The sequence below is a fragment of the Spirosoma gilvum genome (assembly GCF_054776815.1).
In genome coordinates this window covers 474,783-499,557 of the sequence record NZ_BAAHBH010000004.1, presented here as the reverse complement: position 1 = coordinate 499,557, position 24,775 = coordinate 474,783, and the positions used below count along the sequence as shown (strand labels likewise).

22 protein-coding genes are annotated in these 24,775 nt (G+C 48.2%); 6 read left to right on the top strand and 16 right to left on the bottom strand.

Annotated elements, in window-relative coordinates; all coding sequences use genetic code 11:
• Positions 1–9: 9 nt before the first annotated feature.
• The 4 genes from nadB to nadA are packed head-to-tail and all read right to left on the bottom strand — an operon-like array spanning position 10 to position 3,218.
• On the bottom strand, positions 10–1,602 hold the full coding sequence (gene nadB / locus ACYVFD_RS13460; protein ID WP_461090649.1) for an L-aspartate oxidase: 1,593 nt from the start codon (positions 1,600–1,602) through the stop codon (positions 10–12).
• A 7-nt stretch (positions 1,603–1,609) separates the two neighbouring features.
• Positions 1,610–1,981, bottom strand: coding sequence for a DUF5615 family PIN-like protein (locus ACYVFD_RS13455; RefSeq protein WP_461090648.1), 372 nt, complete (start codon positions 1,979–1,981; stop codon positions 1,610–1,612).
• Positions 1,965–2,195 (bottom strand): DUF433 domain-containing protein, encoded by a 231-nt coding sequence (locus tag ACYVFD_RS13450; protein WP_461090647.1) that lies wholly within the window; start codon positions 2,193–2,195, stop codon positions 1,965–1,967. Before ACYVFD_RS13450 ends, ACYVFD_RS13455 begins: the two co-directional genes overlap by 17 nt.
• Before the next feature lie 33 nt (positions 2,196–2,228).
• The gene (gene nadA, locus ACYVFD_RS13445) at positions 2,229–3,218 is read right to left on the bottom strand and encodes a quinolinate synthase NadA (protein WP_461090645.1); all 990 of its coding nucleotides are present in this window, start codon (positions 3,216–3,218) and stop codon (positions 2,229–2,231) included.
• 180 nt (positions 3,219–3,398) lie between these two features.
• Between nadA and ACYVFD_RS13440 the strand changes: the two genes are divergently transcribed.
• On the top strand, positions 3,399–4,439 hold the full coding sequence (locus tag ACYVFD_RS13440; RefSeq protein ID WP_461090643.1) for a 2Fe-2S iron-sulfur cluster-binding protein: 1,041 nt from the start codon (positions 3,399–3,401) through the stop codon (positions 4,437–4,439).
• Positions 4,440–4,493: 54 nt separating this feature from the next.
• Here the strand turns inward: ACYVFD_RS13440 and udk are convergent, their stop codons facing one another.
• The 4 genes from udk to atpD all read right to left on the bottom strand — a co-directional run bounded on the left by udk (position 4,494) and on the right by atpD (position 7,878).
• Positions 4,494–5,123, bottom strand: a complete 630-nt coding sequence (gene udk / locus ACYVFD_RS13435; protein WP_461090642.1) for a uridine kinase — start codon at positions 5,121–5,123, stop codon at positions 4,494–4,496.
• A gap of 154 nt (positions 5,124–5,277) precedes the next feature.
• Positions 5,278–5,523 (bottom strand): ATP synthase F1 subunit epsilon, encoded by a 246-nt coding sequence (atpC, locus tag ACYVFD_RS13430; protein WP_461090641.1) that lies wholly within the window; start codon positions 5,521–5,523, stop codon positions 5,278–5,280.
• Between the two features lie 84 nt (positions 5,524–5,607).
• Positions 5,608–6,243 carry a hypothetical protein gene (locus ACYVFD_RS13425; protein WP_461090640.1) on the bottom strand — a complete coding sequence of 212 codons (636 nt, stop codon included), beginning with the start codon at positions 6,241–6,243 and terminating at the stop codon, positions 5,608–5,610.
• Between the two features lie 108 nt (positions 6,244–6,351).
• The gene (gene atpD, locus ACYVFD_RS13420) at positions 6,352–7,878 is read right to left on the bottom strand and encodes a F0F1 ATP synthase subunit beta (protein ID WP_461090639.1); all 1,527 of its coding nucleotides are present in this window, start codon (positions 7,876–7,878) and stop codon (positions 6,352–6,354) included.
• A gap of 323 nt (positions 7,879–8,201) precedes the next feature.
• Between atpD and malQ the strand changes: the two genes are divergently transcribed.
• The 5 genes from malQ (at position 8,202) to ACYVFD_RS13395 (ending at position 14,770) form a co-directional block, all read left to right on the top strand.
• Complete coding sequence (gene malQ / locus ACYVFD_RS13415) at positions 8,202–9,782, top strand: 4-alpha-glucanotransferase (RefSeq protein WP_461090638.1); 1,581 nt, start codon at positions 8,202–8,204, stop codon at positions 9,780–9,782.
• Positions 9,783–9,891: 109 nt separating this feature from the next.
• Positions 9,892–12,912 carry a tetratricopeptide repeat protein gene (locus ACYVFD_RS13410; protein ID WP_461090637.1) on the top strand — a complete coding sequence of 1,007 codons (3,021 nt, stop codon included), beginning with the start codon at positions 9,892–9,894 and terminating at the stop codon, positions 12,910–12,912.
• A 34-nt stretch (positions 12,913–12,946) separates the two neighbouring features.
• The gene (locus tag ACYVFD_RS13405; RefSeq protein WP_461090635.1) at positions 12,947–13,477 is read left to right on the top strand and encodes a hypothetical protein; all 531 of its coding nucleotides are present in this window, start codon (positions 12,947–12,949) and stop codon (positions 13,475–13,477) included.
• Positions 13,478–13,488: 11 nt separating this feature from the next.
• On the top strand, positions 13,489–14,211 hold the full coding sequence (locus ACYVFD_RS13400; RefSeq protein WP_461090634.1) for an ABC transporter ATP-binding protein: 723 nt from the start codon (positions 13,489–13,491) through the stop codon (positions 14,209–14,211).
• Positions 14,212–14,275: 64 nt separating this feature from the next.
• Positions 14,276–14,770, top strand: coding sequence for a heme-binding domain-containing protein (locus tag ACYVFD_RS13395; RefSeq protein ID WP_461090633.1), 495 nt, complete (start codon positions 14,276–14,278; stop codon positions 14,768–14,770).
• 255 nt (positions 14,771–15,025) lie between these two features.
• Here the strand turns inward: ACYVFD_RS13395 and ACYVFD_RS13390 are convergent, their stop codons facing one another.
• The 8 genes from ACYVFD_RS13390 to ACYVFD_RS13355 form a co-directional block, all read right to left on the bottom strand.
• On the bottom strand, positions 15,026–16,051 hold the full coding sequence (locus ACYVFD_RS13390; RefSeq protein WP_461090632.1) for a hemin-degrading factor: 1,026 nt from the start codon (positions 16,049–16,051) through the stop codon (positions 15,026–15,028).
• On the bottom strand, positions 16,048–16,869 hold the full coding sequence (locus ACYVFD_RS13385; RefSeq protein ID WP_461090631.1) for a heme ABC transporter ATP-binding protein: 822 nt from the start codon (positions 16,867–16,869) through the stop codon (positions 16,048–16,050). The genes ACYVFD_RS13390 and ACYVFD_RS13385 overlap by 4 nt, the downstream gene beginning before the upstream one ends.
• Positions 16,870–16,880: 11 nt before the next feature.
• Positions 16,881–17,984, bottom strand: a complete 1,104-nt coding sequence (locus ACYVFD_RS13380; RefSeq protein WP_461090629.1) for a FecCD family ABC transporter permease — start codon at positions 17,982–17,984, stop codon at positions 16,881–16,883.
• Positions 17,985–17,989: 5 nt separating this feature from the next.
• Complete coding sequence (locus tag ACYVFD_RS13375) at positions 17,990–18,865, bottom strand: heme/hemin ABC transporter substrate-binding protein (protein ID WP_461090627.1); 876 nt, start codon at positions 18,863–18,865, stop codon at positions 17,990–17,992.
• 67 nt (positions 18,866–18,932) lie between these two features.
• Positions 18,933–20,318, bottom strand: coding sequence for an HmuY family protein (locus ACYVFD_RS13370; RefSeq protein WP_461090626.1), 1,386 nt, complete (start codon positions 20,316–20,318; stop codon positions 18,933–18,935).
• An 85-nt stretch (positions 20,319–20,403) separates the two neighbouring features.
• Complete coding sequence (locus ACYVFD_RS13365) at positions 20,404–22,707, bottom strand: TonB-dependent receptor (RefSeq protein ID WP_461090625.1); 2,304 nt, start codon at positions 22,705–22,707, stop codon at positions 20,404–20,406.
• 215 nt (positions 22,708–22,922) lie between these two features.
• Complete coding sequence (locus ACYVFD_RS13360; RefSeq protein WP_461090624.1) at positions 22,923–24,101, bottom strand: Gfo/Idh/MocA family protein; 1,179 nt, start codon at positions 24,099–24,101, stop codon at positions 22,923–22,925.
• Between the two features lie 107 nt (positions 24,102–24,208).
• Complete coding sequence (locus ACYVFD_RS13355) at positions 24,209–24,694, bottom strand: GyrI-like domain-containing protein (protein ID WP_461090622.1); 486 nt, start codon at positions 24,692–24,694, stop codon at positions 24,209–24,211.
• Positions 24,695–24,775 lie beyond the last annotated feature (81 nt).

Genomic DNA, 24,775 nt, shown 5'->3' with positions numbered 1-24,775 from the left:
AGGCAATTCTTATTCCGCTTTTACATTGTCCAGATTAAAATGTAGCCCCGTGTTTTCGCGACGAGCCATCGCCATTTTGATCACCAGATAAGCAACTTCAATCATGTTCCGAAGTTCACAGATCGGAACCGATACTTTTGATTGGCGGTACAACTCTTCATGCTCCAGATAAATGAGTTCCAGGCGATCCATAGCCCGCTTCAGACGACGGTTTGAACGTACAATGCCCACATAGTTCGACATGATGGATTCCAGTTCCTTTTTCATCTCGGTTACCAGAACCAATTCTTCGGGGTGAGTAGTCCCTGCATCGTTCCATTCGGGAATATTGTCGGGCGAAACCGCCTGGTTAAGCAGTTCGACCGTCTTTTCGTAAGCTCGGTGGCCGAACACGACAGCTTCTAGTAATGAATTGGAAGCTAGTCGATTGGCTCCGTGCAGGCCCGTACACGAACATTCGCCTACTGCATAGAGAAACTGAATGTTGGTTTGACCCCATTCGTTCACACGAATACCTCCACACAGGTAATGTTGTGCTGGTACGACGGGGATATAATCTTTTCGTAAATCAAGCCCTAAACGGTCTCGACAATAGGCGGTAATGGTCGGAAAATGTTCGATAAACTTCTCATAATCGCAGTGGGTCACGTCCAGATACACGTGTGAATCCCCGGCTTTTTTCATTTCGGAGTCAATCGCCCGAGCCACAATATCGCGCGGAGCCAGCGACAGACGGGGGTCATAATTCTCCATGAACGTTTCGCCCTTCTTATTGCGGAGAACTCCACCGAAGCCGCGCACAGCTTCCGAAATCAGGAAGTTGGGTTTTTTGCCGGGTTCATAGAGCGCCGTTGGGTGAAACTGGATGAATTCCATGTCTTTACAAATACCCTTGGCCCGGTAAGCCATCGCAATACCATCGCCGGTAGCAATGTTGGGATTCGTGGTGCTTTGGTAAATGTTGCCAATGCCGCCCGTTGCCAGCAAGGTAGTCTTAGCCAGGAATCGCTCGACTTTACCCGTTTGGGTGTTCAGGACATAAGCCCCAAAGCACTTATTATCAGTATCGTACCGGTGAACGGTTTCGTTCAGTTGATGTCGCGTGATAAGTTCGACTGCATAAAAATGCGTGAAGATCTCAATCGATTTCAGCGAGGTCGCCTTTTCGAGAAGGGCCCGTTCGATTTCAGCACCGGTAATGTCCTTAAAGTGAAGAATTCGGTAATCGGAATGACCACCTTCTTTGGCAAGGTCGTAGTCGCTACCGCCGTGCTCTTTGTCGAAGCGAGTGCCGTAGTCGATCAGTTCCTGGATACGGCCCGGAGCTTCCCGAACCACAATTTCGACAATATGGCGGTCGCTTAGGAAATCGCCAGCGATCATCGTGTCTTCAATGTGTTTCTCAAACGAGTCATCTTCCGACCACACAGCCGCAATGCCGCCCTGAGCGTACTTGGTATTGGTTTCGTCGGCCTGCACTTTAGTAATGACGCCAATCCGAACGGGCTGTTCTATCTTTTCAAAATGCATTGCCAGCTTGGTGGCGTAACTCAGGCCCGCAATTCCGGAGCCGATAACGAGAAAATCGAATTGGTGGGGCATTGATTTTTTATTTGGCGGGTCTTATTCGTAGCTGTTCATTACTGAGTACAGAGAAGCTGTTGATAAGCTCATTTCCCTGTTTCATGATTACGTCCATAACCCGTTTAGATTTTTCCGTGCTATCCATTTTTAAAAGCCTGACCAGTAAAATGCCGGAATGCTTCATGCGAAGTCGGTGGACGAGCTCACCAAAGTCTTTGTCCTCTGTAAGCAGGATTGCCTTTCTGTCTACCGCAATTTGTAGCACCTGGGTATCAGGTATGCTAGAAAATGACTCGGCTATTGCAACGACTGAAAACCCGTTTTCCCGGAGTTGTTTAACGACAGTAAAATCGAAATTTTCGTCAGCTACAAACGAATGGTCATCCGGCCTGGGCATAGATGACTTCGTTTTTTACTGTTTCTGACGCAAATAACAGACAGGCGTAAAATGCTTCTTCACTAACACGTGGGTATGATGCCAGAAGCTGAGGTATTGTTTCACCATTACCTAGTTTCTCCAAAACTAAATCCACCGGAACACGCGTACCCTTTATAACAGGCTTGCCAAACATAATTGTTGGGTCTGAAGTAATGTAATCTCGCCAGTTCATAGTTTTTCGGTTTTCAAGTAACAGTTGTCTGTTTCACTTGCTCAATTCCAGCATCCGCGCTACAGATTCGTAAGCCTTCAGGCGAACATCTTCCGGCACGATAATTTCAGGTTGTTCATACAGCATGCAATTGTACACTTTTTCGAGCGTATTCATTTTCATATACGGGCATTCGGAGCAGGCGCAGGTGTTGTTCTGACTGGCTGGGGCCGGAATAATTTTCTTATGCGGCACCGCCTGTTTCATCTTGTGCAGAATCCCTGCTTCTGTACCAACGATGAACGTCTGCTCTGGGCTATCGACTACGTATTTCAACAGCGCCGTAGTAGAACCCACATAATCGGCTTCGCTCAGAATGTGCTCCTGACATTCAGGGTGGGCAATAAATTTAGCCTCTGGGTACTCGGTCCGTAGCTTATGGAGTTTTTCGAGCGAGATATCGATGTGGACAATGCAGGCTCCGTCCCACAATACCATATCGCGCCCGGTTTTTTTCGAGATGTAGCGGCCGAGGTTAGCGTCAGGAGCGAAAATGATTTTCTGATCTTTGGGCAGGCTTTCTACAATTTTAAGCGCATTCGACGACGTAACGATAATGTCGGATAACGCCTTGATGTCGGCCGAGCAGTTGATGTACGACAGAACGATATGGTCGGGGTACTGCGCCTTAAATGCTGCAAACTTATCCGCTGGAGCAGAGTCAGCGAGGGAACAACCGGCATTGATGTCAGGAATAACGACTTTCTTTTGGGGAGAAAGAATTTTAGCTGTTTCGCCCATGAAGTGGACTCCGCAGAACACAATCATGTCGGCGGGAGTAGCCGCTGCCTGTTGACTCAGTCCCAGGCTATCGCCAATATAATCGGCCAGATCCTGAATAGCGCCATCAACATAATAATGGGCGAGAATGACGGCATTTTTCTCTTTTTTTAGCCGATTGATTTCGGCCACTAAATCTATATTCTCGGCTACGGGCTTATTGACGTACCCGACTCGTTGAACTTCTTCCAGGAGTGCTTCCATTGGTAGTGTGTGCTCTGTTTTAATCTAAACAACGGTTGGATTGAAAATGTCACTGTGTGAATCCACCACAATGCCAAATCCACCGCAAGGGCGGACGGGCCGACGAATTTCAGGAAATCGTTTGGGCTTTCAAACAATCGTCCTGATTTGATTAGTTTTGACCTGTAGGATTAAGACTATATGACTGACGATTTGTTACAACTTCGCATCGTTCGTATCATTTCCGAAACGGCCGATACTCGAAGTTATATTCTTGAGGCTGTGGACGGTCGGCCGGTTGCGTATCAGCCTGGACAGTTTCTGACATTATTACTTTCCCACAATAACCATGAAGTTCGTCGGTCGTATTCGCTCAGTTCAGTTCCTGGCGAACCTTTGCAATTAACGATTAAGCGGGTCGAAAATGGTGAAATCTCAAGGTACTTGCATGATACGCTTCGGGTTGATGATATTTTGACGAGTCTGCATCCCGCCGGTCGGTTTACGCTAGACGCCAATCAGGCTGGCGATTTGGTATTGATTGGTGCTGGCAGCGGTATTACACCGCTCTTTGCCTTGCTGAAGCAAACGTTATATAACGAAGCCGACCGACGAGTAAAGCTTCTCTATAGCAACTCGACCGAGCGACGTATTATTTTCAACGAAGCTCTGGCTGGCTTAGAGCAGCAGTTTCCTGATCGATTACGGGTACTGCATCTGTTGAGCAATCCACCGGAAAATTGGAATGGACTTCGGGGGCGGCTGAATAATGTTATGCTTGAGCGACTTTTGCCAACCTTAATTGGAGAGGCTAACCCTGAAACAATCCGATTTTACGTTTGTGGCCCTGGCGACTATATGCGTATGGTGCAGTTTACACTCGTATTCAGCGGCTTTCAAGCAGCACAAATTCGGCGCGAAAATTTTGTAGTAGAACCCGTTGTTTTAGCTCCACCGCCTATTATCGCTCAGGATAGAACCGTATTAATACGTTTTCGTGGAAGAGAGGTAGAAATCCAGGTACCAGCTTATAAATCAATCTTACAAGCTGCTTTAGACGAAGGTGTTGCCTTACCGTATAGCTGTCGGGGAGGACGATGCTCTACTTGTGCCGCCCGTTGCCTTTCGGGTCAAGTTCACATGACGATCAACGATGTACTCACCGAGCATGACCTTGTCGATGGCTGGGTACTGACTTGTACGGGATTTCCTGAGAGCGATGGGGTTGTGATAGAGATTTGAAACGATAAAAGGAGAAGGGAGGAAAGCCGCCTTCTCCTTTCCTCCCTTCTCCTTTTATCGTTTCAAATCAACCTTTGTCTTCAAATAAGCAATGACTACGTCAAGACCTCTTTTATAATGGTGATTGTTGGGAATCACAATATCCGCTTCGGCACGGTAGGGTTTTATGAATTGCCGGTAGGTTGGCTTCACGTGGTACTTCCAGCGGTACATAACATCGTCGAGATCGTAGCCGCGTTCTTCAGCGTCTCGTTTTACCCGGCGTTCAAGCTTTATGCTGTTTTTGGCATCAATAAATATTTTCAAGTCCATTTGGTCGGCTAGTTCGCGGAAATGAAAGACAAAAATGCCTTCAACAATAATAATAGGTGCAGGCTTAAAGGTCAGCAGCTTAGGGACAATGGTTGGGTTGTTGAATGTGTATTCCTTCTGGGTTATGATTTCGCCACTATGCAACTGCCCGATGTGCTGCGCATACAGGTGATGGTCGATGGTTTCGGGTAGATCGAAATTGTGAATGCCCTGGTCATCGACAGGAATCACATCCCGGCTGCGGTAGTAATTATCCTGCGAAATCAGGCAGATTTCATCTTCGTCAAATGCATTTAAGATGTCTTTCAGAAATGAGGTTTTACCAGAAGCGCTGCCGCCTGTGATACCGACGATAAATGGTTTTGAGCTCATGATGAAGTTACGATTACAAACAAAGAAAATAGGAAAGTACGAGATGAAAAAGCCTGAGAGGTATCAACACAAAGAAAGCGACCCGTTCTTTGCGAATAGGACGCTTTCGATGAAGGTTAAGCGGGTTTTATTGCACGCTTATGTAGTATTGGTATTAAGCTGTAATGGCTTCGGCCAAAACAAGCACTTTATTCTGAAGTACCTCAACGACACCGCCGTCGACAGTAAAGGTCTGCTGACCTGATGGAGTTTGCACAACAATGGCACCACGGTCGAGTGTACTCACCAGCGGTGCGTGATTGTTCAACACCTGAAACTGACCTTCACTGCCTGGAAACGTAACGGCACTCGCTTCTCCAGAAAAGACCTTACGGTCGGGAGTGATGATATCTAATGTCATGATAATGTATAATGGTTAATGAATAATGGATAAAACAGTAAGCTAGCGAAGCTCTTCATTTTACATTATCCATTGTTCATTAAGTTATAAGGCTCCTTTTACGAAATTCAGTACGCTGTTTATCTGGGTCTTAGCGGCTGGTTCGGCGGCTTTGGCTACCAGACCTCCCTGATCGAGTTTGCCAACCGTTGCCAGTGCTGTTGACACCAGTGACTGGCCCGACGACTGTGTGCTGCCACCTAATGCAGATAGGGCACCGCCAATACCCGACAAACCACTGGTTAATTGACTGCCTTTACCTAGTAAAGAACCGGCTGCCAGAAGTCCTTCCAGTTGGCTGCCACCCGACGCGAGTTTAGCTAAACTAACCGCTTTACCCAGCACACCGTTACCCAAAGCGCCTGTTGGAATTAAAGGAAGCAATGCTTTCAGTTTGCTCACCTGAGCCAGTATCTTATCCTTAAACGATGTCGGTTGCGCTTGCGCCTGAGATTCCAGTCCGGTAATGCCAGCCTGTAATTCATTGGTGGTTGCCGACTTATCGCCTTTAGTTAGAGATGCCACCGCATTGTCCAGGTGGGCAAATACAGGATTGTCCTGTACGAGTATAACTGAGGTTGTTTTGGCAACGGGCGTTACGTCGTTAGCAGATGAGATTTGGCCTGTTAAGAGGGTTAATGGTAGTAAGACGATACCTGCGCTTAATCGAATCGTTTTCATAATCAAGTAATTATTTTGATTGACAACTATTAGACTTACACAACAGGTTTTCGTTTCAGGCATACGGTTAATTCAGTATTAAAATAACCGTATGCCCGAATAGTATTGTTACTGACCAGCTTCCCGCATAATCTTTTCACCCTTCGCTACAGCATCTTCGATGGTACCGACAAGGTTAAAAGCAGATTCGGGCAGGTGGTCCCATTTGCCATCAATGATTTCGTTAAAGCCTTTGATCGTGTCTTCAATCGGAACCAGTACACCTTTCAGACCGGTGAATTGCTCAGCCACGAAGAACGGTTGCGACAGGAAGCGTTGTACGCGACGAGCGCGGGCAACCACCAGTTTGTCTTCTTCCGAAAGTTCTTCCAGACCCAGAATGGCGATGATATCCTGCAATTCTTTATACCGTTGCAGAATTTGCTTCACACGCTGAGCGGTGTTGTAGTGTTCATCACCAAGGATTTCGGCGGTCAGAATCCGTGATGTTGAGTCAAGCGGGTCAACGGCAGGGTAGATACCAAGCTCGGAGATTTTCCGACTCAATACGGTGGTTGCATCTAAGTGAGCGAAAGTGGTAGCTGGAGCAGGGTCAGTCAAGTCATCGGCAGGTACGTAAACGGCCTGTACCGACGTGATCGAACCCCGCTTGGTCGACGTAATCCGCTCCTGCATCACACCCATTTCGGTGGCCAGTGTTGGCTGATAACCTACGGCCGATGGCATCCGGCCCAGCAGAGCCGATACTTCCGAACCTGCCTGGGTAAACCGGAAAATGTTGTCAACGAAGAACAGAATATCGCGACCTGCACCTTCGCCATCACCATCGCGGAAGTGTTCGGCAATGGTCAGACCCGACAGCGCAACTCGTGCGCGGGCTCCCGGTGGTTCGTTCATCTGACCGAATACGAAGGTTGCCTGACTTTTAGTCATTTCCTCCATATCAACTTTGGTCAGGTCCCAGCCCCCTTCTTCCATCGAATGTTTGAAAGCCTCGCCATATTTGATGATACCGGCTTCAATCATTTCGCGGAGCAGGTCATTTCCTTCGCGGGTACGCTCACCCACACCGGCAAATACTGACAGACCTGAGTATGCTTTCGCGATGTTGTTAATCAATTCCTGGATCAATACGGTTTTACCGACACCGGCACCACCGAACAGACCAATTTTACCCCCTTTGGCATAAGGCTCAAGCAGGTCAATTACTTTGATACCGGTAAAAAGTACTTCGGTCGAGGTGGCCAGATCCTCAAATTTTGGCGCGCCCCGGTGAATAGGCAAACGAGCACCAATCGACTGGGGCTGAGAAATACCATCGATGGCTTCACCTACTACGTTGAACAGTCGTCCACGGATACCGTCACCGGCTGGCATCGTGATTTGGGTACCCAGGTCAATTACATCTAGGCCACGGTATAATCCGTCGGTTGAGTCCATCGCGATAGCCCGAACGCGGTCTTCGCCGAGGTGCTGCTGAACTTCCAGAATTACCTCTTGCCCATTGGTTTTCGTTACTTTGAGAGCGTCCAGAATGGCGGGAATCCGGGTGCCTTCACCTTCGAAACTCACGTCCACAACCGGCCCGATTATTTGCGTAATCTTACCTGTATTGACTGCCGTTGCCTTACTCATTTGTATATGGTATTGCTTTATTGAAAAGTTGCCCTTTGTTTGGGACTGCAAAAGTAGGAGAAAAACCGCGTAAGGTCAAGGGTCATGTTACTCATTTTTGGAATGATTTGTTAGGGAAGGTTATTGGCAATAAGGTTTTTACGAAAAAATATAAACAATAATTATCTTGAGCGGATTTGTACAAAAACAAGCTAACAGTAGTTAGGAGTGGGCATCGAGGAGCGAGGAGTGAGAATCCATTCGGCCGTATTACCTATGCAACCCGGCCATTCTCACTCCCCACTCCTTACTTCTAACTACTGACCACTATTAACTTAACGTACATGCTTCAACAACGCTCAAGCGGTTTATTACTTCATATTACATCGTTGCCTTCAGCACACGGGATTGGCGATTTAGGGCCCGAAGCTTATCGTTTTGCCGATTTCCTGCAGTCTGCCGGGCAAACGTATTGGCAAATTTTACCATTGTCCCCCGTTGATCCGGGCTCAGGTTTTTCGCCCTACAGTAGCCCATCAGCTTTTGCCGGTAATAGTCTCATGATCAGCCTGGAGAAATTAGCCGATGAAAATTTACTGAGTCATGCAGACCTGGCCGTATTTAACGAACAGCCCGTTCAGGATGTAACCATCACAGAACCTGCTGGTAGTGATCGGGCCAATCCGGCAATTCTGGCTGGTCCATTGTTAATGGCTCCTAATACCATGCATGCCGCCTGGATTAAAAAACGACCATTACTGCAACTGGCGGCCCATACGTTCCTGCGCGATGCTACGCCCGCTCAACGTAGTGACTATGAGCGTTTTTGTTCCTGGAATATTAGTTGGTTGAACGATTATGCTCTTTATACGGCCTTACAGGAAGACACCGGCGAGCCAAGCTGGATTCGCTGGCCTGCCGAACTGATCCGACGCGACCCGAAGGCACTGGCCCGGCAAGTAGACGTATTGCACGATCGGATAGAGGAAACAAAAGTGCTGCAATATTTTTTTCAACGACAATGGAGCGAATTAATGGCTTATTGTTTCGATAAAAAGATTCACCTCATTGGCGACATACCTATTTACGTTCAGTTCAATAGCGTTGATGTGTGGGCTAATCCAAATCTGTTTAAACTGGATGAAAACTTACAGCCTTTGTTTGTGGCTGGGGCACCTCCCGATTACTTCAGTGAATACGGACAGCGATGGGGTAATCCGATTTATAACTGGGCCGAACATGAACGAACTGGATTTGACTGGTGGATGCATCGCCTTCGGCACCAGATGTCATTATATAGTCTGACTCGACTCGATCACTTTCTGGGTTTTGCTGAATATTGGGAAATTCCGGCTAGTGAACCGACAGCTAAAGTTGGCCAATGGGTCAAAGCGCCTATTGAACCGTTTATGAAGGCTATGCATCGGCAGTTCGTGAACTTGCCAATAATAGCTGAGGATTTAGGCGATAAGGCGGCCGAAATTCAGCCATATCTTCGGCATTATGGATTGCCGGGAATGCGGGTATTGCAGTTTGGTTTTGGAAAAGACCTGCCTACAGCGACCCACATTGTTCATAATCATACCGAAAACTTTGTTGTGTATTCGGGTACGCATGACAATAACACAACACTGGGCTGGTTTCGGGAAGCAACTAAGGAACAGCGACAGCGCATTAGTGAATACGTTGGTACCAAGGTGACCGAAAAAAATATTGTCGACCAGATTTGCCGATTAACTATGCAGTCGGTGGCCCGATTAGCTATTATTCCCATACAGGACATCTTGAATCTGGATGAATCCAACCGTATGAATACGCCGGGGCAAGGTGGTCGAAGCTGGCAGTGGCGTCTCCAACCCGGCCAGTTGACGGATGAAGTGGCTCAGAAATTGTTGAAACTGACCCAAATGACCGGAAGGGCGTAACTAGGTAGCGTACATCCGGTCCGTATGAGAATGCCGTTCAGACTTTCTTTGCGGACAGGATGTCCACGTTACATAGGCACTAACCCGCAGCTATGTGCGTTTCTTGTTCATGTCATCTTTATTTTTCTGGTCAGCGTGGAGCCGGTCTTACCGATTCAGCTATTTAATTAGTATTAGTTTATTCATTATCAGTCTGTTCGTGTTTGGTGTAGTATGGGCGCGTGGTTTGAGCAACGCTGTTCAGTGGGATGTGCTTAGTGAGCTGGCTGATGTGCCCATTACCTTTTACTCGTTCTCCGATGGGTTGCTCGACTATGCGGTGAACGGAAAAGCATACGCTGTTTCTGAGCAATTTTTAGCAGGACCGATGCAAATACGACCAGCGGTAGCTACTGCTTTTCTAGTTGGTATTTGTATCGCCTTTGTGTTGTTGCTCAGTGCCATTACCCGCTTCGACCGGATCCGCTATTTAGTCAGTATGGCTGTTCTGATTATGGGGTTGGCCTTTTTTCGATGGGAAATGCTCGAAGTGCCAGGTTTGGGCGGTAACTACCTGTTTTTACTGCTGGCATTTTTGGTTGGTTCGCTAAGTTATTATTTCCATGCATTCCGATCCGATTACCCGATTCTGGTCCGTATTGCTGCATTTAGTCTGTTGACTGCTTTGGTGGCGATTGGGTTAGGGGCTCTGTCACCGGTGAAGTTTCCGGCATTGCTGGTTGTTAGCTACGGAATGCCCGTTTTACTAGCGCTTAGTGCCGGGTTTATTTTCTTCATTGCTGCCGAAATTATTGCCGGATTAGTTTGGCTTACATCGGTTGGCCGAGCCGAAGAAGAAAGCGGGGCTGTTAGCTCAAAGCGGACGTTAGGCATTAATAACCTGCTTGTTATCAGTTTTCTATATTTATTAAATCTGGCGCTTATCTGGCTTAAAAATACCAAATCAATTGACTGGGACGTGCTGGCCATTAGCCCGTTTCTGTTGTATCTTATTTCAGTAGTAGTAGGCATCTGGGGATTTCGTCGGATGATTCAGCAGCAAGACGTGGTTTCATTCCGTGACTCGGGTGCCTTCCTGTATGCAGGCTTCGCATTATTGGCCACCCTGACCATCTCTTATGCGTTTGCGACAGCGAATGATCCTGTCGTTGAGCTGTTTGAAGATGTTATTGTTTATACCCATCTGGCTATGGGGCTCGTGTTTCTGGCCTATGTGTTTATAAATTTCTGGCCAATTTACCAGCAGAACCTGGCAGTTTATCGAATTCTGTACAAACCCAAACGGTTGGAACTTAGCCTGTTCCGAATTGTCGGCGTTGTGGTGTTTATCGTTCTGCTAGCGTCGGGCGGCCTGATTACCTTTCGGCAGGGTGTGGCTGGGTACTATAATGGCTTGGGCGACTATTATGCAGCCTGCGGAGAGTCGCCATCGGCCAGCGCCTTTTACCAGCAGGCGCTGGAACAGGAATTTCAAAACCATAAATCCAACTACTCATTGGCTACCCAGGCGTTGGCGGTTAACAACCAGACGACGGCTGCTTTCTATTTCCAGCAAGCCTTATTAAAGCAACCCAGTCCACAGGATTATGCCGGTTTGAGTCAGACGTACCTGCAGACCAATTTATTCTTCGAGGCCGTAAAAACGTTGCAGCGGGGCATTCGGGCTTTCCCAAAAAGTGGTGAGTTGCAGAATAATCTGGGGTACCTGTATACGCGGACCAGCGTAGCCGATTCAGCCTATTATTACTTTACAACTGCCACATCTAATGCGGATCGGAATGAAGTGCCGGAGTCTAATCTGCTGGCGTTGTACGTACGCAATCCTAATGTGCTGCTGGCCGATTCGACCCTGGCCAGGAATGTAAAAGAATCGTCTTACGAATCGTATCAGGCCAATGCACTCGCTCTTTGGCTTGTTGCTCAGGCCGATACAACTCAACCAAAGCAACCCGGCTGGTTATCGGACAAATCGGCGAATCAAGGGTTAAGCGTTGGCCGATTCGCCAGCCTGTACAATTATGCACTTGCTACCAAACAGGTCGATACGTCATTAGCGAAAACGCTACAACAGTTGTCAAGTCAGCCGGTTAACCAGGATTTTACGGATGATTTATTACTAGCTCGTGCCGTGGCGGAATACAAACGACATGATCATCCGACTGCGTTTGGGCTGATGAGCCAATTGGCTGAGGGCGATCAGCAGAACGGGGCTTCGTATCGGGCTATTTCAGGCTTGTGGCTGATGGAACAGGGGCTGTATCGCCGGGCGGCTGAAACGTTTGGTTACAATTCAGATACTACGTCAATTTACTACCGGGCCGTTGCCCTGACAAAAGCAAACGATCCGGTCCTGGCACAGTCGCTTTGGGAAACAGCTGCTCATGGCGACCCGGCTGTTCAGGCAATTAAGCAGGTATATTATCAGGAGCGCAAACCGGCGAATGATCTGGAGAAAGCGTTTTATGCCACCTACCGGCTCGATGACCCTAACCGGGGAGCGTATTGGGAAACTATTCAGGACCCAAATCTGAAATCAGTAACGGGGGCTGCGTTGGCGAATGATTTTCTCGATCAATTGCAGTGGCGAAACGCGCAATTAGTACTGGCTGGAATTCCTGATTCCTCCAAAGTTAATGCTATTGCCTTATCGCTGCGTAACGTAACAGCTATTCGCCTAGCCGCTTTTCGGCGGAGTGTAGGGGCCGCCGAAACCATGGCAAATAAACTTATTTTGCCCGATTATCAGGCTGAACGTTTTTATTGGCTGGGGCAGACGTATGAACGGACTCGACAACCAGCTAAAGCGCGTAACGCGTACCAGCAGGCTGTCCGGTTAGCCCCGCTGAACGCACGAATGGCAGCTTCGTTTGCTCAGTTTGAACAACAGCAGAAACAGACAAAACGGGCATATAATCTAGTTTTAACGGCCCTGCCATTCAATGAGGATAATGTTGAATTGCTCAAAACCTATGTGTCGCTCTGTCTGGATTTGAGCTTGTTCGACTACGCTAGAACAGGGCTGGAGAAACTGCGGGTTGCAGACAACCCTACCGATTATCAGGCATTTCTGAGGACTTATCAGGAAAAACTAGCGTCAATCGAAAACAACCGTCAAAAATTCCTGCAATAGGGTAGCTTTGTCTTTAACCTAAGCGAATTTTGAAATGAGTCAAAAATTGAGTTGGGTAAAAGAAGCCTTTAGCCGGGAGGTCAACCTGGTGCAAAATGGACAGGTCGTTGGGGGGCTGCATCGCGATTTACTCGCTCGGGATGTCGATGCTTACCTGAACAATACCCGTCTGCGGTTCGACGTAACCGGTTTTCTGTTTCACTCAGTCAATATTCACGACCTGAACGCCGATAACCAGATTATCGGCCGAATCGAATTTCGTTTCGGCAAACGGGCTGAGCTAAAACTGGCATCGGGCGAAAGCTATCTCTGGAAACGCCACAATGTGCTGATGCGCGAATGGGAAATGATCCGCGAAACGCCCGATGGATTACCCGAAAAAGAAATTGTCAGCTACGATCTGACGCGCCGGTTCTTCGAAGAACATGGCGATATTAATACCGATGATACAGGCACGACAGCCGCAACCGATGTCATTATTTTAACAGGTTTATTCATCCGAAATTATTTCCAGCGACGTCGGCGAATTGGTGCTGTAGTCGTGGTAGGTGCAGTCGCCAGCTAACTCCCTATTGTATGAATATTATTGAAACCCACAACATTGCTAAACGGTACGTAATGGGCACCGAAGTGATCGAAGCACTCAAATCCATTACCATTAGTATTCAGAAAGGAGAGTATGTTGCTTTTATGGGGCCTTCTGGCTCGGGCAAGTCGACACTGATGAACATTGTCGGTTGTTTGGACTCGCCAACGTCGGGGCAATATATTCTGAACAATCAGGATGTAAGTAGCATGGGCGAAAACGAATTGGCTGAGGTTCGGAATAAAGAGATTGGCTTCGTTTTCCAGACATTTAACCTGCTTCCTCGACAAACATCGCTCGAAAATGTAGCGCTTCCGCTTATCTATGCCGGATACAGCAAGGCCGACCGTATCGAAAAAGCAATGCTGGCGCTGAAAAATGTTGGACTCGAAAATCGGGCAGGTCACCGGCCTAATGAGCTATCGGGTGGCCAACGGCAGCGGGTGGCAGTTGCGCGTGCGCTGGTGAATGATCCTAGTATTTTGCTGGCGGATGAACCGACCGGTAACCTCGATACCAAAACATCATACGAGATTATGGACCTGTTTGACCAGATTCATAGCAAGGGTAATACGGTAATTATGGTAACCCATGAAGAAGACATCGCCGAGTATGCTCACCGGATTATCCGCCTTCGGGATGGGTTGATCGAAAGCGACCGACAAAATGCGAATATCCGGAAGGTGCATAATTTGATGCAGTCGCTGGAATGATTTGGCTGGTAATGGTTTAGGAAATGGTTCTTCTGCCTATATTGAGCCGTAATCCTGAACAACTATGCTCCGTAAAATCCTTATCGCCCTGCTTGTACTCCTGATTATCATTCAGTTTTTCCGTCCTGAAAAGAACCAGGCTGCTGGCATGTCGCCGAATGACATTACTACCAAATATGCAGTCCCTGCTAATGTGCAGACGGTACTCAAGCGTTCCTGCTATGATTGCCATTCCAACAACACGACCTACCCCTGGTACAACAACATTCAGCCCGTAGCCTGGTGGCTTAGTCATCACATTGACGAAGGCAAACGAGAGCTAAACTTCTCGGAGTTTGCCACCTATCAACCCAAACGAGCCCGACATAAGCTGGATGAGGTAGAAGAGGTTGTGAACGAAGGGTCGATGCCGATAGGCTCGTATTTATGGATTCACGGCGATGCTAAGGTCAGCCCTGAAGACGCCAAATTGCTGGCTGATTGGGCTAAAGGGTTGAAAAATCAGATTCCAGCTCCGGCGGGTGAAGAAGAGGAGCATGAACATCATGAAGCGCATTAATCTCACTTTTGCGTATGTGGCTATGTTGGAAGTTCGTTGGTAAGCCTTTTCGAAGCTGTAAATCAGGTCGCCGATTTGTCATTTCGACCGGAGGGAGAAATCTCAAGGTTAATCAATGGGAGTATTGAGATTTCTCCCTCCGGTCGAAATGACAAAACTAGTAGCTTGGCCTTTCAACGTCAGTAAGTTAACTCCTAAATGAAGAATCCCGAACTATTCGCAGTTCGGGATTCTTCATTTAGGGGTTTAGAAAAGTCAGGCGGCAATGGCTTCGCTCACGACGTCCTGCCACTCTTTCATTTCAGGAACGCCGGGTTTACGTTTTCCAAAAATCAGGGCAATGGTGTTACCGCCTTTATCGAACAGATCAAGACCCGTCACGATTCCGTCTTTTGTGGGTTTTCGAGTTACCCAGATGCTGTTGATCTGATCTTCGCGCAGGTGCATATTGAACTCAGGATCGAGCACGTTGTACCAGGGTCCCGTACTGACCAGCTTTTTAACTGGACCTGTGTGGATTTGAATACAACCGGGGCTCGACGCGAAAATCATGATCGGTAGCTCGCGTTGCGATGCTGTTTCAAAAATCTTTCTGAGCTGATCGACCGAAATCTGTTCGGTATGCCCTTCGGGGGCTAAGCGTAAGCCTTGTTCACGTTCAAGCTTGTATTTACGAAGCAGACCGAAAAACTCGTGCGTATCCTGCATCGCTAACCAGTCTTGCTGAAAAGCCTGGACATCTACGCTTTCGTCTGTTGCTTCCTTCGTTTTTTCAGGATAAGGAATCGTTACGATGGAAGCTGTTTGATCGGCAGCCAGGTATTTCTGAACCAGCATTTCGTAAGCCGCCATATCCGATTTGTCGGTCATGTAAATCTTATGCACAGCCAGCCCATCCTGATCGAAAAACTGGAGACTTTTCCGGTCGTTTTCATTGACAGCAAACCCAAAATGCCAGTGCGACATGAATAGACGCAGATCGATATCGGGGCCCAGAACCAGACCAGTCTGATCGCGAAACGACACATTTTTATAAACGCCTTTGCGCTCATGAACGATGTTGTCGTTACGCGTCAACGCCATTACATAGCCCAGCGATGGTACTTCTTTGAGGAGTTCACGGAAGTCGCCTTCCAGCCGTTGAACGGTCTTGCCAATTTGTGTAGCTACTAACTCGGCTTCACTCACGCCCAGTTGCTTCGCGGCATCCCGGATCCTGGTTTTGGGGTTTTCTGCTTTAAACGCGCTCCAGCGTTCTTTCAGGCTTTGTGCTGTAATCATTTGCTATTGATGGTTTGATTTGGTCGATTAGGATCGGAGAATTGATGTTGCTGCGGGATGATCATCGGGCAAGCCAGTTCAGGATGTTCGACGAGCCACACCGCCAGATTGAATACGCGATGGATGTTGCTTTCCGTGATTACTTCCTGAGGAGATCCCATGGCTTCTACACGGCCCGCCCGAAGCATGACGATTTGATCGGCATACTGTGCCGCCAGATTAAGATCATGCAGAATGACAATGGTACAAAATCCTTTTTGCGTAAACTCACGGGCGATTTCCAGTAGTTGATGCTGATGAAGTAGGTCGAGGCCGGTGGTTGGTTCGTCCAGAAATAAAATACCTTCGGTGGCATCCCAGATTTGAGCCAGCACCCGTGCTAATTGTACCCGCTGTTGTTCGCCACCGGATAAGGTCGTAAAAACACGGGACGCAAATTCCGACATGCCTACTTTTTTGAGTGCCATTTCGGCTACCCGGTAGTCATACCCGGAGGGATGAAAATCAAAATGAGGATAGCGGCCCATCAGAACCAACTCGCTGACCAGAAACGGAAAAACGACCGAATTTTGTTGTGGCAGCACAGCCCGAAACAAGGCTAGCTCTTTTTTTGAGTAAGTGTTGATGTCTTTACTATGAAGGTTAATCGTACCATCGGAGGGTTTTAGCTCGTTTGTACACAGCTTTAACAGCGTTGATTTGCCAGCCCCATTGGCACCTACAATGGCGAGCAACTCGCCCGGTTTAGCCCGGAACGATACCTCATTGAGCAGTTTTCGGTTACGAATCTGATAGGAAATGTTTCTGACTTCCAGCATAGTTTGGCGATTTAATTGAGTGCACGGCGTCGTTCCCGGAATAAAATCCATAAGAATACGGGCGTTCCGACTAAGGCCATCAGAATGCCGATCGGCAGTTCGGCAGGGGCAACCAGCGTTCGGGCAAGGGAGTCGGCCAGTGTTAGTACGATGGCTCCGCCCAGCGCAGAGCCAGTCAGGACACGTCGATGGTCAGAACCAGCGCCCATTCGAATCAGGTGGGGAATGACCAGACCAATGAAACCAATTATACCCGCAACTGCTACAGACGTGCCAACAGCCATTGTCGAAAAAATGATAACCTGCCGTTTAATACGCTTTAGATTTACACCCAGCATACTGGCCTGACTTTCGCCCAGTGCCAGCAGATTTAACGATTTGGCCAAACGAGGAATGGCCAACAGCGCGATGGCCATAAAGGGTAAAATGGCCAGAACGGATGTCCAGCTAGCTCCGCCCAGACTGCCCAGACTCCAGAACGTTATGTTACGAAGTTGCTCATCGGTGGCCAGATAGGTCATAATACCGGTCAGGGCACCCGATAAGGCATTGATCGCAATACCGGTGAGCAGCATGGTCGTAATTATATCCTTTCCCGCCATCCGGGCAATTCGGTAAACCAGAAACGCGGTAGCGCAGGCTCCTATGAACGCAATTAAGGATAAGGCATACATGCCCAGCATCCCGCTAAGCTTCTGGAACATACTCACTTCGAGTACAATCATCGTTACCGCAGCCAACGACGCTCCCGACGAAATACCAACTAATCCCGGATCGGCGAGGGGGTTCCGAAAAAGTCCCTGAATGGCTGCCCCTGAAATGGCTAAACCAGCGCCAATCAAGATGGCCAGACAAACGCGGGGCAATCGAATGGCTAGGAGAATGGCTTCCTTCGTTGGGTCGACATCAACCGTATAGCAGAGTGCCTTGGCGAGGATTAATCCGATTTCATAAGGTGACACGCGTACGGCGCCAATCCCCACTGATAAAACGACGGTTGCTACCAGACCGATAACTAAAGCAGGCATCAGCCAGGGGTTGACCGTATGGTTAATGAGCGATGAAGAGGGAACCGTTTTTGAACGAGGAGTACGAACCACAGCGAGGGTATCCATTGCGCTTACGCCTTAGGTTTCTGACTAATTTTCTGGCTTAATTCCTGAAGGGCTTTCCCTAATCGGGGAGAAAATCCACTCAACAAGTGCCCGTCCATGGTGACGATATGCCCGGTTTTGCCCGCATTTGTCTGCGCGATGCCCTGCACTTTCTGCAAACCAGTCGCCCCGCCCAGGCTTTCCAGCCCACTGTCGAACAGCAGAATAACATCCGGGTTAGCCGTGACGAGGGCTTCGGCTGTAAGGGGTTTATAGTTTTCGAAGCTTGATGCGGCATTGGTGCCACCCGCCAACTCAATCATTTTATCGACCTGTGTACCCCGGCCCGATACCATCATGGTGCCTGTTCCCCGCGCATAGATGAATAGGACTTTAGGGCTGCCAGCCGCTTTTTTTACCTGTGCCAGATCGGCATCGAGTTTCTTGATTAGTGGTTTGGCCCGTGAAGGAACCTGACAGGTATTTGCTACATCCTGAATCAGTTTTTTGGTGCCATCAACGCTGTAGTCCTGCTGAAACGTGATGACCTTAATGCCTGTCGATTTGATCTGCTCGATCACTTCTGGTTTGGTGCCAGCATGTTGCGAGGTAAGGACCAGCGTTGGTTTCAGCGAGATTATTCCTTCGGCCGAGATGTTTCGGTTGTGGCCTACTTTCGGTAGTTTCTGTAAGGATTCAGGATACGTGCTGGTTACGTCAACTCCGATCAGGTGCGACTGTAGACCCAGATCGCACAGAATTTCACTTACCGTACCATCCAGTGAAACAATGCGAATGGTCTCGTCCGTAAGTGGTTTAGTGGCATAGGCAAACTGGTTACGGATCAGGAGGTTTAAAGCCAGACAAATCAGCCAGATGGGATGCATTGCGAGTTTTTTCATAGTCGTTTTGTAGGAAAATGCTGTACCGATAGAAGCGCCTATTGGTACAGCATTGAGGTGGTTATCATTAAGCTGCCTTCTTTACCAGCTTGAACTCGAATTTGGGTTTGCCACGCTCACCACCATCCTGGGTTGTAAAGCTGATAAATTTGATCTTGTACACATTACCCGCAGCGTCTTTGAGGACATAGAAACGGTCGGTTTTTACCCCAACTGTACCCGTTGTTGCCCGCCAGTTGGAACCGATCACATTTTTGTCATTTTTGAAGGTAGTCGTAGCGATGTTGCTTTCAGAATAGGCATCATACGAAACCGTACTGGTAAGGACTTCTGCGGCCGTTACCGCACCGAGCACATTGATGTGCACCTGATCGGAGAAGTAATAAGGGATGTCATTGGTGCCATCGCTGGTTTTATAGATCGCTCCTGTCCAGACCAGGTCCCAACGATCTTTAGCAGGTTCTACATCCACCAGCGCACCCGTGTCGAACGAAACGAATTTGAAATTATAGGCAGCGTCCTTTGGGATAGAAGCCGTTTTGAAGGTTGTCTCCTTAATACCTGCGTATTGTAAGGTGTAGCCCGTTGTGCCGTTGCGCAGGATTCTGATTTTCACCCAGCCTCTGGCAGGCGTTGAACCACCTGTACCCCGGTTGATGATATACACTTTGTTGTCAGCATCCGTAGCCGAAATACTGGCAATGACGGTTTTGGTAAGATCACCCGATACGTCATCGACCCACTTCAAACCGGCTGGATCAAAATTGGTTACGTTGAGCGATAGCCCTATCGTATCGGCAGCCGTTACCTGAGTCAAGTCATTTTTGGCCAATGCAATAGCAGCTGCGCCGGTCATGTTGTTCAGAATGACCCGGAAATCACTGCCCGAATAAAAGCCTAAATCCCAGGCTACCCGTTTTACGGACGTGGCTGCATTATTACTTAAGTCGGCAAAAACAGCATTGACAGCGCTGGAGCCGCCCGTTCCGCCGTCCAGCGTTAATGTCGTACCAGTCGATACAATCGAGGTGAATTTAACTTTGAGCGCCTTCGTTGTTCCGACCAGAACGGAATTGGTAGCGGAGGCTATGGCAAAATCGATGGTTTCGGTCCCGCTCAGAAAAATGTCGTTTGCCTTTGTTAGGGTAAAGGAGGTCTCACTACTCCCAGCGGGTACAGTCAACGACAGGGTATTATTAGTAATGGCTGGTGTCGTTTTAAACTGCGTTCCATACGCGATGCCTGTGGGTGTTACCTGAACGGTTACAGTCGAAGCTGCATCAACAGCACGCGATAATTTCAGCTTAATCGTAGACGCTTGCGTGGAAGCATCCAGCCCCTGTTCAGCGCTTTCGAACTGTACCAGATTATCGGGTAGAGGTGGATCATTTTCTTTACAGCCGTTTAGGGCGCTTACTGTCAGAAGAAGTATAAAGCCGAAGACTTTTTTCATGGGATTTAAACGAATTGGGAGATTTGTATTAGAGTTGAGCGATTGGTAATGAGAAGGTTGTAGGTCAAGGTTAGCCAGACGTGGATTAGTGTTTATACCATTGGAAGCTAAGTCCGAGGAAGTAAGATCGTCCGTAGCTGACAGGTGCTGGTCCACTCGAACTATGAGCACTTCCCGTATCAGGTGATGTATTCGACAGGCGGGTAATGTTGAACAGGTTTTTAACCCCTGCTGTGAGCGTCAGGTAATTGTGAATAGGTTTGGTCAGGGTAAGATCGGCCCAATGGAAGGCGGCTATTTCGGTTAAGGTGGCCGAAGTCTGACCAGTGGCATTGACGGTAGCCAGGTAACTTGGTCGTTTTCCCGAATATTTATAGAAAAGGCTAACCTTCGTATCGATTTTCTTCAGCGTGTAGGTCAGGTTCGTATTGGCTTCGGACGACCAGATAAATAGGGGAAGTGAACCTTCGGCATACTTCGTGGTATCCGTTTCAGCGAATAGGTTATTGTAACGACCGATATACGAGAAACCAACGGTTGCCCGAAGCGCTTTCCAGGAGAAGACATTCTCCAGCGTGAAACCTGTTGTTTTGAATCGATCGATGTTGATGTTGGTGGTAATGCGTGGATCACTGGGGTCGATTCCGTAGGTGATCAGGTTCCTGAAATCGTTGTAGAAAAAGCCCAGCGTCGATTTGAACGTATGCATTGCCTGCCAGACCAGCGACCCATTGAAGCTGTCCGAATTTTCGGCTTTCAGGTTCGGATTGCCCCGAATGGAGTGGCTGGCGTCGAAGAAATTGACATATAGTTCTCGTAGAGCGGGTGAGCGAAGGCCTCGTGCATAGGCTAAGCGCAGATCAAGGGTAGGGGTAAGGGCAATTTTAGTATTTAGGGAGGGTATGACCGGTGGCGCGTCGTACACTGAGTTTTTGATGAAGCGCAGCCCTGGGCGGATGCTGATGCGGGTGGTTGGATTTAGTGTTGAGGACACAAAAAATGCGTAATCGTTGATGCTCGGTGAACCCAGAATCCGGTCGCCAGTCGATGCATCCCGATTAATATCGACTCCGGGCTGTAGCGAAACGGCTGGGGAGACTTTATATGTAGCCGTTGCCCGATAGGTTTGACTAACGAACGTGGCTACATCCTGCTCACCCTGCCCTAACGAAAGCGTACGTCGGTTCGTCGTTAAATCTAAAAGGGTGGTTTGAGTACGGCGCTGATAATCCGTAAGCGAAGCCTGCCCATTGAGCTGAAGACGATCGTTTACCTTCCAGTCGCCCTGTAGCTGATGCACATACCGATTCGTGATGTATTTCTGGTCGCGGGCCTGATGGGTGTTAACGTTTTCAAGGCCCTCACTGAGCAGATCTTCCTTTAGCGCATCCAGCCGGTAATAAATGGTAAGGTTTTCGGTACGATACCCAATCTTTCCATGGCCAAACAGTTGATCTTTTGGCAGCCAGTCTTTTGTACGTCCTTCGGATTGACCCTGCCAGCCGCCAAAGGTATTGTTGGTGACTCCTGCCGATAGATTCCAGCCTTTCTTTTGCCAGGTAATACCTGCATTCTGGATATGGATCCCATTGTTGGTGAGGAGGTTATAGTCTTTGTTGGTGGTCTCTTCCTGAATACGGGCGTTTATACTCAGTCGTTCATTACCTGGTTTTTTCGTGATAATGTTAATTACACCCGCCAGCGCGTCGGAGCCATACGAGACCGACATAGGACCCTCTACAATTTCAATACGTTCGATGCTGTTGATGTCGATCTGGTTAAGGCTCTCCCGAGTGTCGCCCCGATCAACCATAGGCAGGCCATCCAACAGAATTTTGACATTTCGCCCCGACATTCCCATCAGCTGTACATCAGTAGTGCCTAAGGTAAGGTCATTGGAAAAGCGGAAGCCCAGCTCGTTGTTCAGGACACCCATTACATTGACGGCAGCCCGCAACCGAATCCGTTCACTATCGATTACTCGAACAGTATAAACGGATTTCTTCAGCGACTGCGGTTCATATTGTCCCGTTACGATGACTTCGTTTAGTTGATTCGTAGCCGCCTGTAGTCGGGTGGTAAATCGGGTAGGCTTGTCTTTTTGGACCCAAACGGCTTTCCGGACAATCTCATAGCCCATCATCGAGATCTGGAGCTCCTGTTGCCCAGAAGACAGGTCTGATAAGATGAAATGTCCCTTTACGTCGGTTGTTGTCCCTTTTCGAGTACCAACCACCTGAATAGTAGCCATTACACCTGGTGTGCCGTCTGCCAGCAGGATGATCCCCTCAATCGTATTGCCACTGAGCTGCTGCGCCCAGCCTATAGACATACCTAGTAAGGCTAACAAGTGCAATTGAAGAAGGCAATGGGTACAGATATGTTTCATAATCCCAGCAGATAGTGGCTGTTACGACGAAGTTTATTATTAAATAGACTAATTATAAATAACGCGTAAAGGTAAATGAGAATAGATGGGTTTATCAAATGTTATTTAGAATTTATCTTAATAATTTTTTGGTTAAGGATTCTTGCTAGAAAATTATGGACAAAAAAAGCCCCGCTGAGCGGGGCCGTATAATTCGAACTATCTAAAATAGGTTTTCAGGCTTTTAAATTGATTTTTCGACCTGTTTCAGCTGCCTGATAAATTGCCTGTAATAACCGCACGTCGCGTAAGCCTTCTTCGCCCGTAACATGGCTGGGGAGTTGCTTGCCATCGAGTAAGTCTTTGCAAACGCCGTCCATATGCGCAGCCTGGTGATTGACGACGGGTTGCTCAATCGGCCCCTTACTAGTGCGGCCTTTTAGAGGTCCATAGCCGAAAGCAGGAGACAGCTCAAACCAGCCTTTTTCACAGGAAGCGTATAGACGTTCAACGCCTGATATATAGCTGGTTGTTGAATTGGACACCGCACCACCCGGAAATTCAAACTGCCAGAACATGGTTTCCTCAACCTCTTTAAACTTCTGTGGATCGGTTTTGGGGGCAAATTGGGCAGTTACAGAGATGGGTTCTTCTCCAGTTACATAGCGTGCGCCCTGTACGGCATAGATACCTACGTCCATGAGTGGGCCACCGCCTGCCATGCTTTTCTTTAACCGCCACTGGTTCGGATCGCCACTGCGGAATCCATCGCTGCTCTCAACGAATTTCACCGCACCAAATACTTTTTCCTGACCCAATCGCATCACTTCTTTGGTAAATGGCTCATAGTGAAGCCGATAACCAATAGCCAGCTGCTTGTTTGCCTTTTTACAGGCATCGATCATGTTCTGACATTCTTTGGGCGTAATCGCCATTGGCTTTTCGCAAATGACATGTTTCCCCGCCTTTGCCGCCCGGACTACATATTCTTCGTGCATGGAGTTAGGCAGCACTACATACACCACATCGATATCCTTATTATCGACAATCCGGTCGAAGGTTTTGTAGTCGTACACATTCGCCTTCGGAATGTTGTACTTCTGCATCCATTGTTCGGCTTTGGAAGGCGTGCCCGTCACGATACCGGCTAAACGGCAATTCTGAGTTTGCTGCAAGGCAGGAGCTAGTAAGTTGGTGCTATAATAGCCAAGTCCAACCAATGCTATCCCCAATTTACGACCGGGCTGGCCAGAAGCCTGACTGTTGGTATTTGTTGCCAGTGAATACAAGCCACTGGATTCATTCTTTACAAATTCATTATCGGCATAACCGAGCAGTGGTAGCGAAAGCGCCGAGGCACCCGCACCTAAGTTGCGTAGAAAATTCCGTCGGGAATTAGAAGGTTGCTTTTTCATGAATAGCCGGTTGGTAAACTCAGTAAGCTACTGAGCCTTAAACAAAGACTCGAAGCCGGGTTTTCTACCAGCTTCGAGTCGGGGTTGTTTCTAGTCCGCTAGCCTGATTAGCTGATGCCAATCTGAATGTCCGTTACGCAATTGGCTGGATTCTGAAGATCGATAATCGTATAGACCTCACGAACCCGCCCATCAGTCTGATAACCGTTCCCATAAAATTGACCGAACAGCGCATCATACACCGCACCAAAGTCGCTCCAGGGACCAGTATAGGTGTAGGTTGCACATCGAAAGGAGGGGTAATCTTTGTAGAAAAACTGTTCGGATGGCTCTCCTTGCTGAGCAATTGGTAAGACAATTTCTAACTGAAATTCATGGGTTTCGTCGCCGTTGACATCGGTGTAAATCCAATGAACTGGTCCAGCGACAGCCAGCTTAAGCCGGTTCGCTTCTTTGTATAGGCTTTCGGCTACTCCAGGCGCATGTTGAGATAGGGTTTGTAAGGTAGCGCGGGTCGTAAAGCCTAGGGCTGTAAAGGGTTGTGTTTCGTTGACCGATAAAGCGTTTTCGGGAATTTCCAGTTGCGTTGTCATGATTTGTTGTGATTAATGAATGATCACAACAAAGATCGGATGGCGTAGTGACAGCCTTATGTCAGTAGGCTTTTAGCAGAT

Excerpts from the sequence above, each read along its gene's own strand:
- ACYVFD_RS13365 (WP_461090625.1), bottom strand. The coding sequence starts at position 22,707 with ATGAAACATATCTGTACCCATTGCCTTCTTCAATTGCACTTGTTAGCC.
- ACYVFD_RS13360 (WP_461090624.1), bottom strand. The coding sequence starts at position 24,101 with ATGAAAAAGCAACCTTCTAATTCCCGACGGAATTTTCTACGCAACTTA.
- ACYVFD_RS13370 (WP_461090626.1), bottom strand. The coding sequence starts at position 20,318 with ATGAAAAAAGTCTTCGGCTTTATACTTCTTCTGACAGTAAGCGCCCTA.
- udk (WP_461090642.1), bottom strand. The coding sequence starts at position 5,123 with ATGAGCTCAAAACCATTTATCGTCGGTATCACAGGCGGCAGCGCTTCT.
- ACYVFD_RS13450 (WP_461090647.1), bottom strand. The coding sequence starts at position 2,195 with ATGAACTGGCGAGATTACATTACTTCAGACCCAACAATTATGTTTGGC.
- ACYVFD_RS13390 (WP_461090632.1), bottom strand. The coding sequence starts at position 16,051 with ATGATTACAGCACAAAGCCTGAAAGAACGCTGGAGCGCGTTTAAAGCA.
- ACYVFD_RS13380 (WP_461090629.1), bottom strand. The coding sequence starts at position 17,984 with ATGGATACCCTCGCTGTGGTTCGTACTCCTCGTTCAAAAACGGTTCCC.
- atpC (WP_461090641.1), bottom strand. The coding sequence starts at position 5,523 with ATGACATTAGATATCATCACTCCCGACCGTAAGGTCTTTTCTGGAGAA.
- ACYVFD_RS13410 (WP_461090637.1), top strand. The coding sequence starts at position 9,892 with ATGTCATCTTTATTTTTCTGGTCAGCGTGGAGCCGGTCTTACCGATTC.
- ACYVFD_RS13455 (WP_461090648.1), bottom strand. The coding sequence starts at position 1,981 with ATGCCCAGGCCGGATGACCATTCGTTTGTAGCTGACGAAAATTTCGAT.
- ACYVFD_RS13440 (WP_461090643.1), top strand. The coding sequence starts at position 3,399 with ATGACTGACGATTTGTTACAACTTCGCATCGTTCGTATCATTTCCGAA.
- atpD (WP_461090639.1), bottom strand. The coding sequence starts at position 7,878 with ATGAGTAAGGCAACGGCAGTCAATACAGGTAAGATTACGCAAATAATC.
- nadA (WP_461090645.1), bottom strand. The coding sequence starts at position 3,218 with ATGGAAGCACTCCTGGAAGAAGTTCAACGAGTCGGGTACGTCAATAAG.
- ACYVFD_RS13355 (WP_461090622.1), bottom strand. The coding sequence starts at position 24,694 with ATGACAACGCAACTGGAAATTCCCGAAAACGCTTTATCGGTCAACGAA.
- ACYVFD_RS13425 (WP_461090640.1), bottom strand. The coding sequence starts at position 6,243 with ATGAAAACGATTCGATTAAGCGCAGGTATCGTCTTACTACCATTAACC.
- nadB (WP_461090649.1), bottom strand. The coding sequence starts at position 1,602 with ATGCCCCACCAATTCGATTTTCTCGTTATCGGCTCCGGAATTGCGGGC.
- ACYVFD_RS13400 (WP_461090634.1), top strand. The coding sequence starts at position 13,489 with ATGAATATTATTGAAACCCACAACATTGCTAAACGGTACGTAATGGGC.
- ACYVFD_RS13375 (WP_461090627.1), bottom strand. The coding sequence starts at position 18,865 with ATGAAAAAACTCGCAATGCATCCCATCTGGCTGATTTGTCTGGCTTTA.
- ACYVFD_RS13405 (WP_461090635.1), top strand. The coding sequence starts at position 12,947 with ATGAGTCAAAAATTGAGTTGGGTAAAAGAAGCCTTTAGCCGGGAGGTC.
- ACYVFD_RS13385 (WP_461090631.1), bottom strand. The coding sequence starts at position 16,869 with ATGCTGGAAGTCAGAAACATTTCCTATCAGATTCGTAACCGAAAACTG.
- malQ (WP_461090638.1), top strand. The coding sequence starts at position 8,202 with ATGCTTCAACAACGCTCAAGCGGTTTATTACTTCATATTACATCGTTG.
- ACYVFD_RS13395 (WP_461090633.1), top strand. The coding sequence starts at position 14,276 with ATGCTCCGTAAAATCCTTATCGCCCTGCTTGTACTCCTGATTATCATT.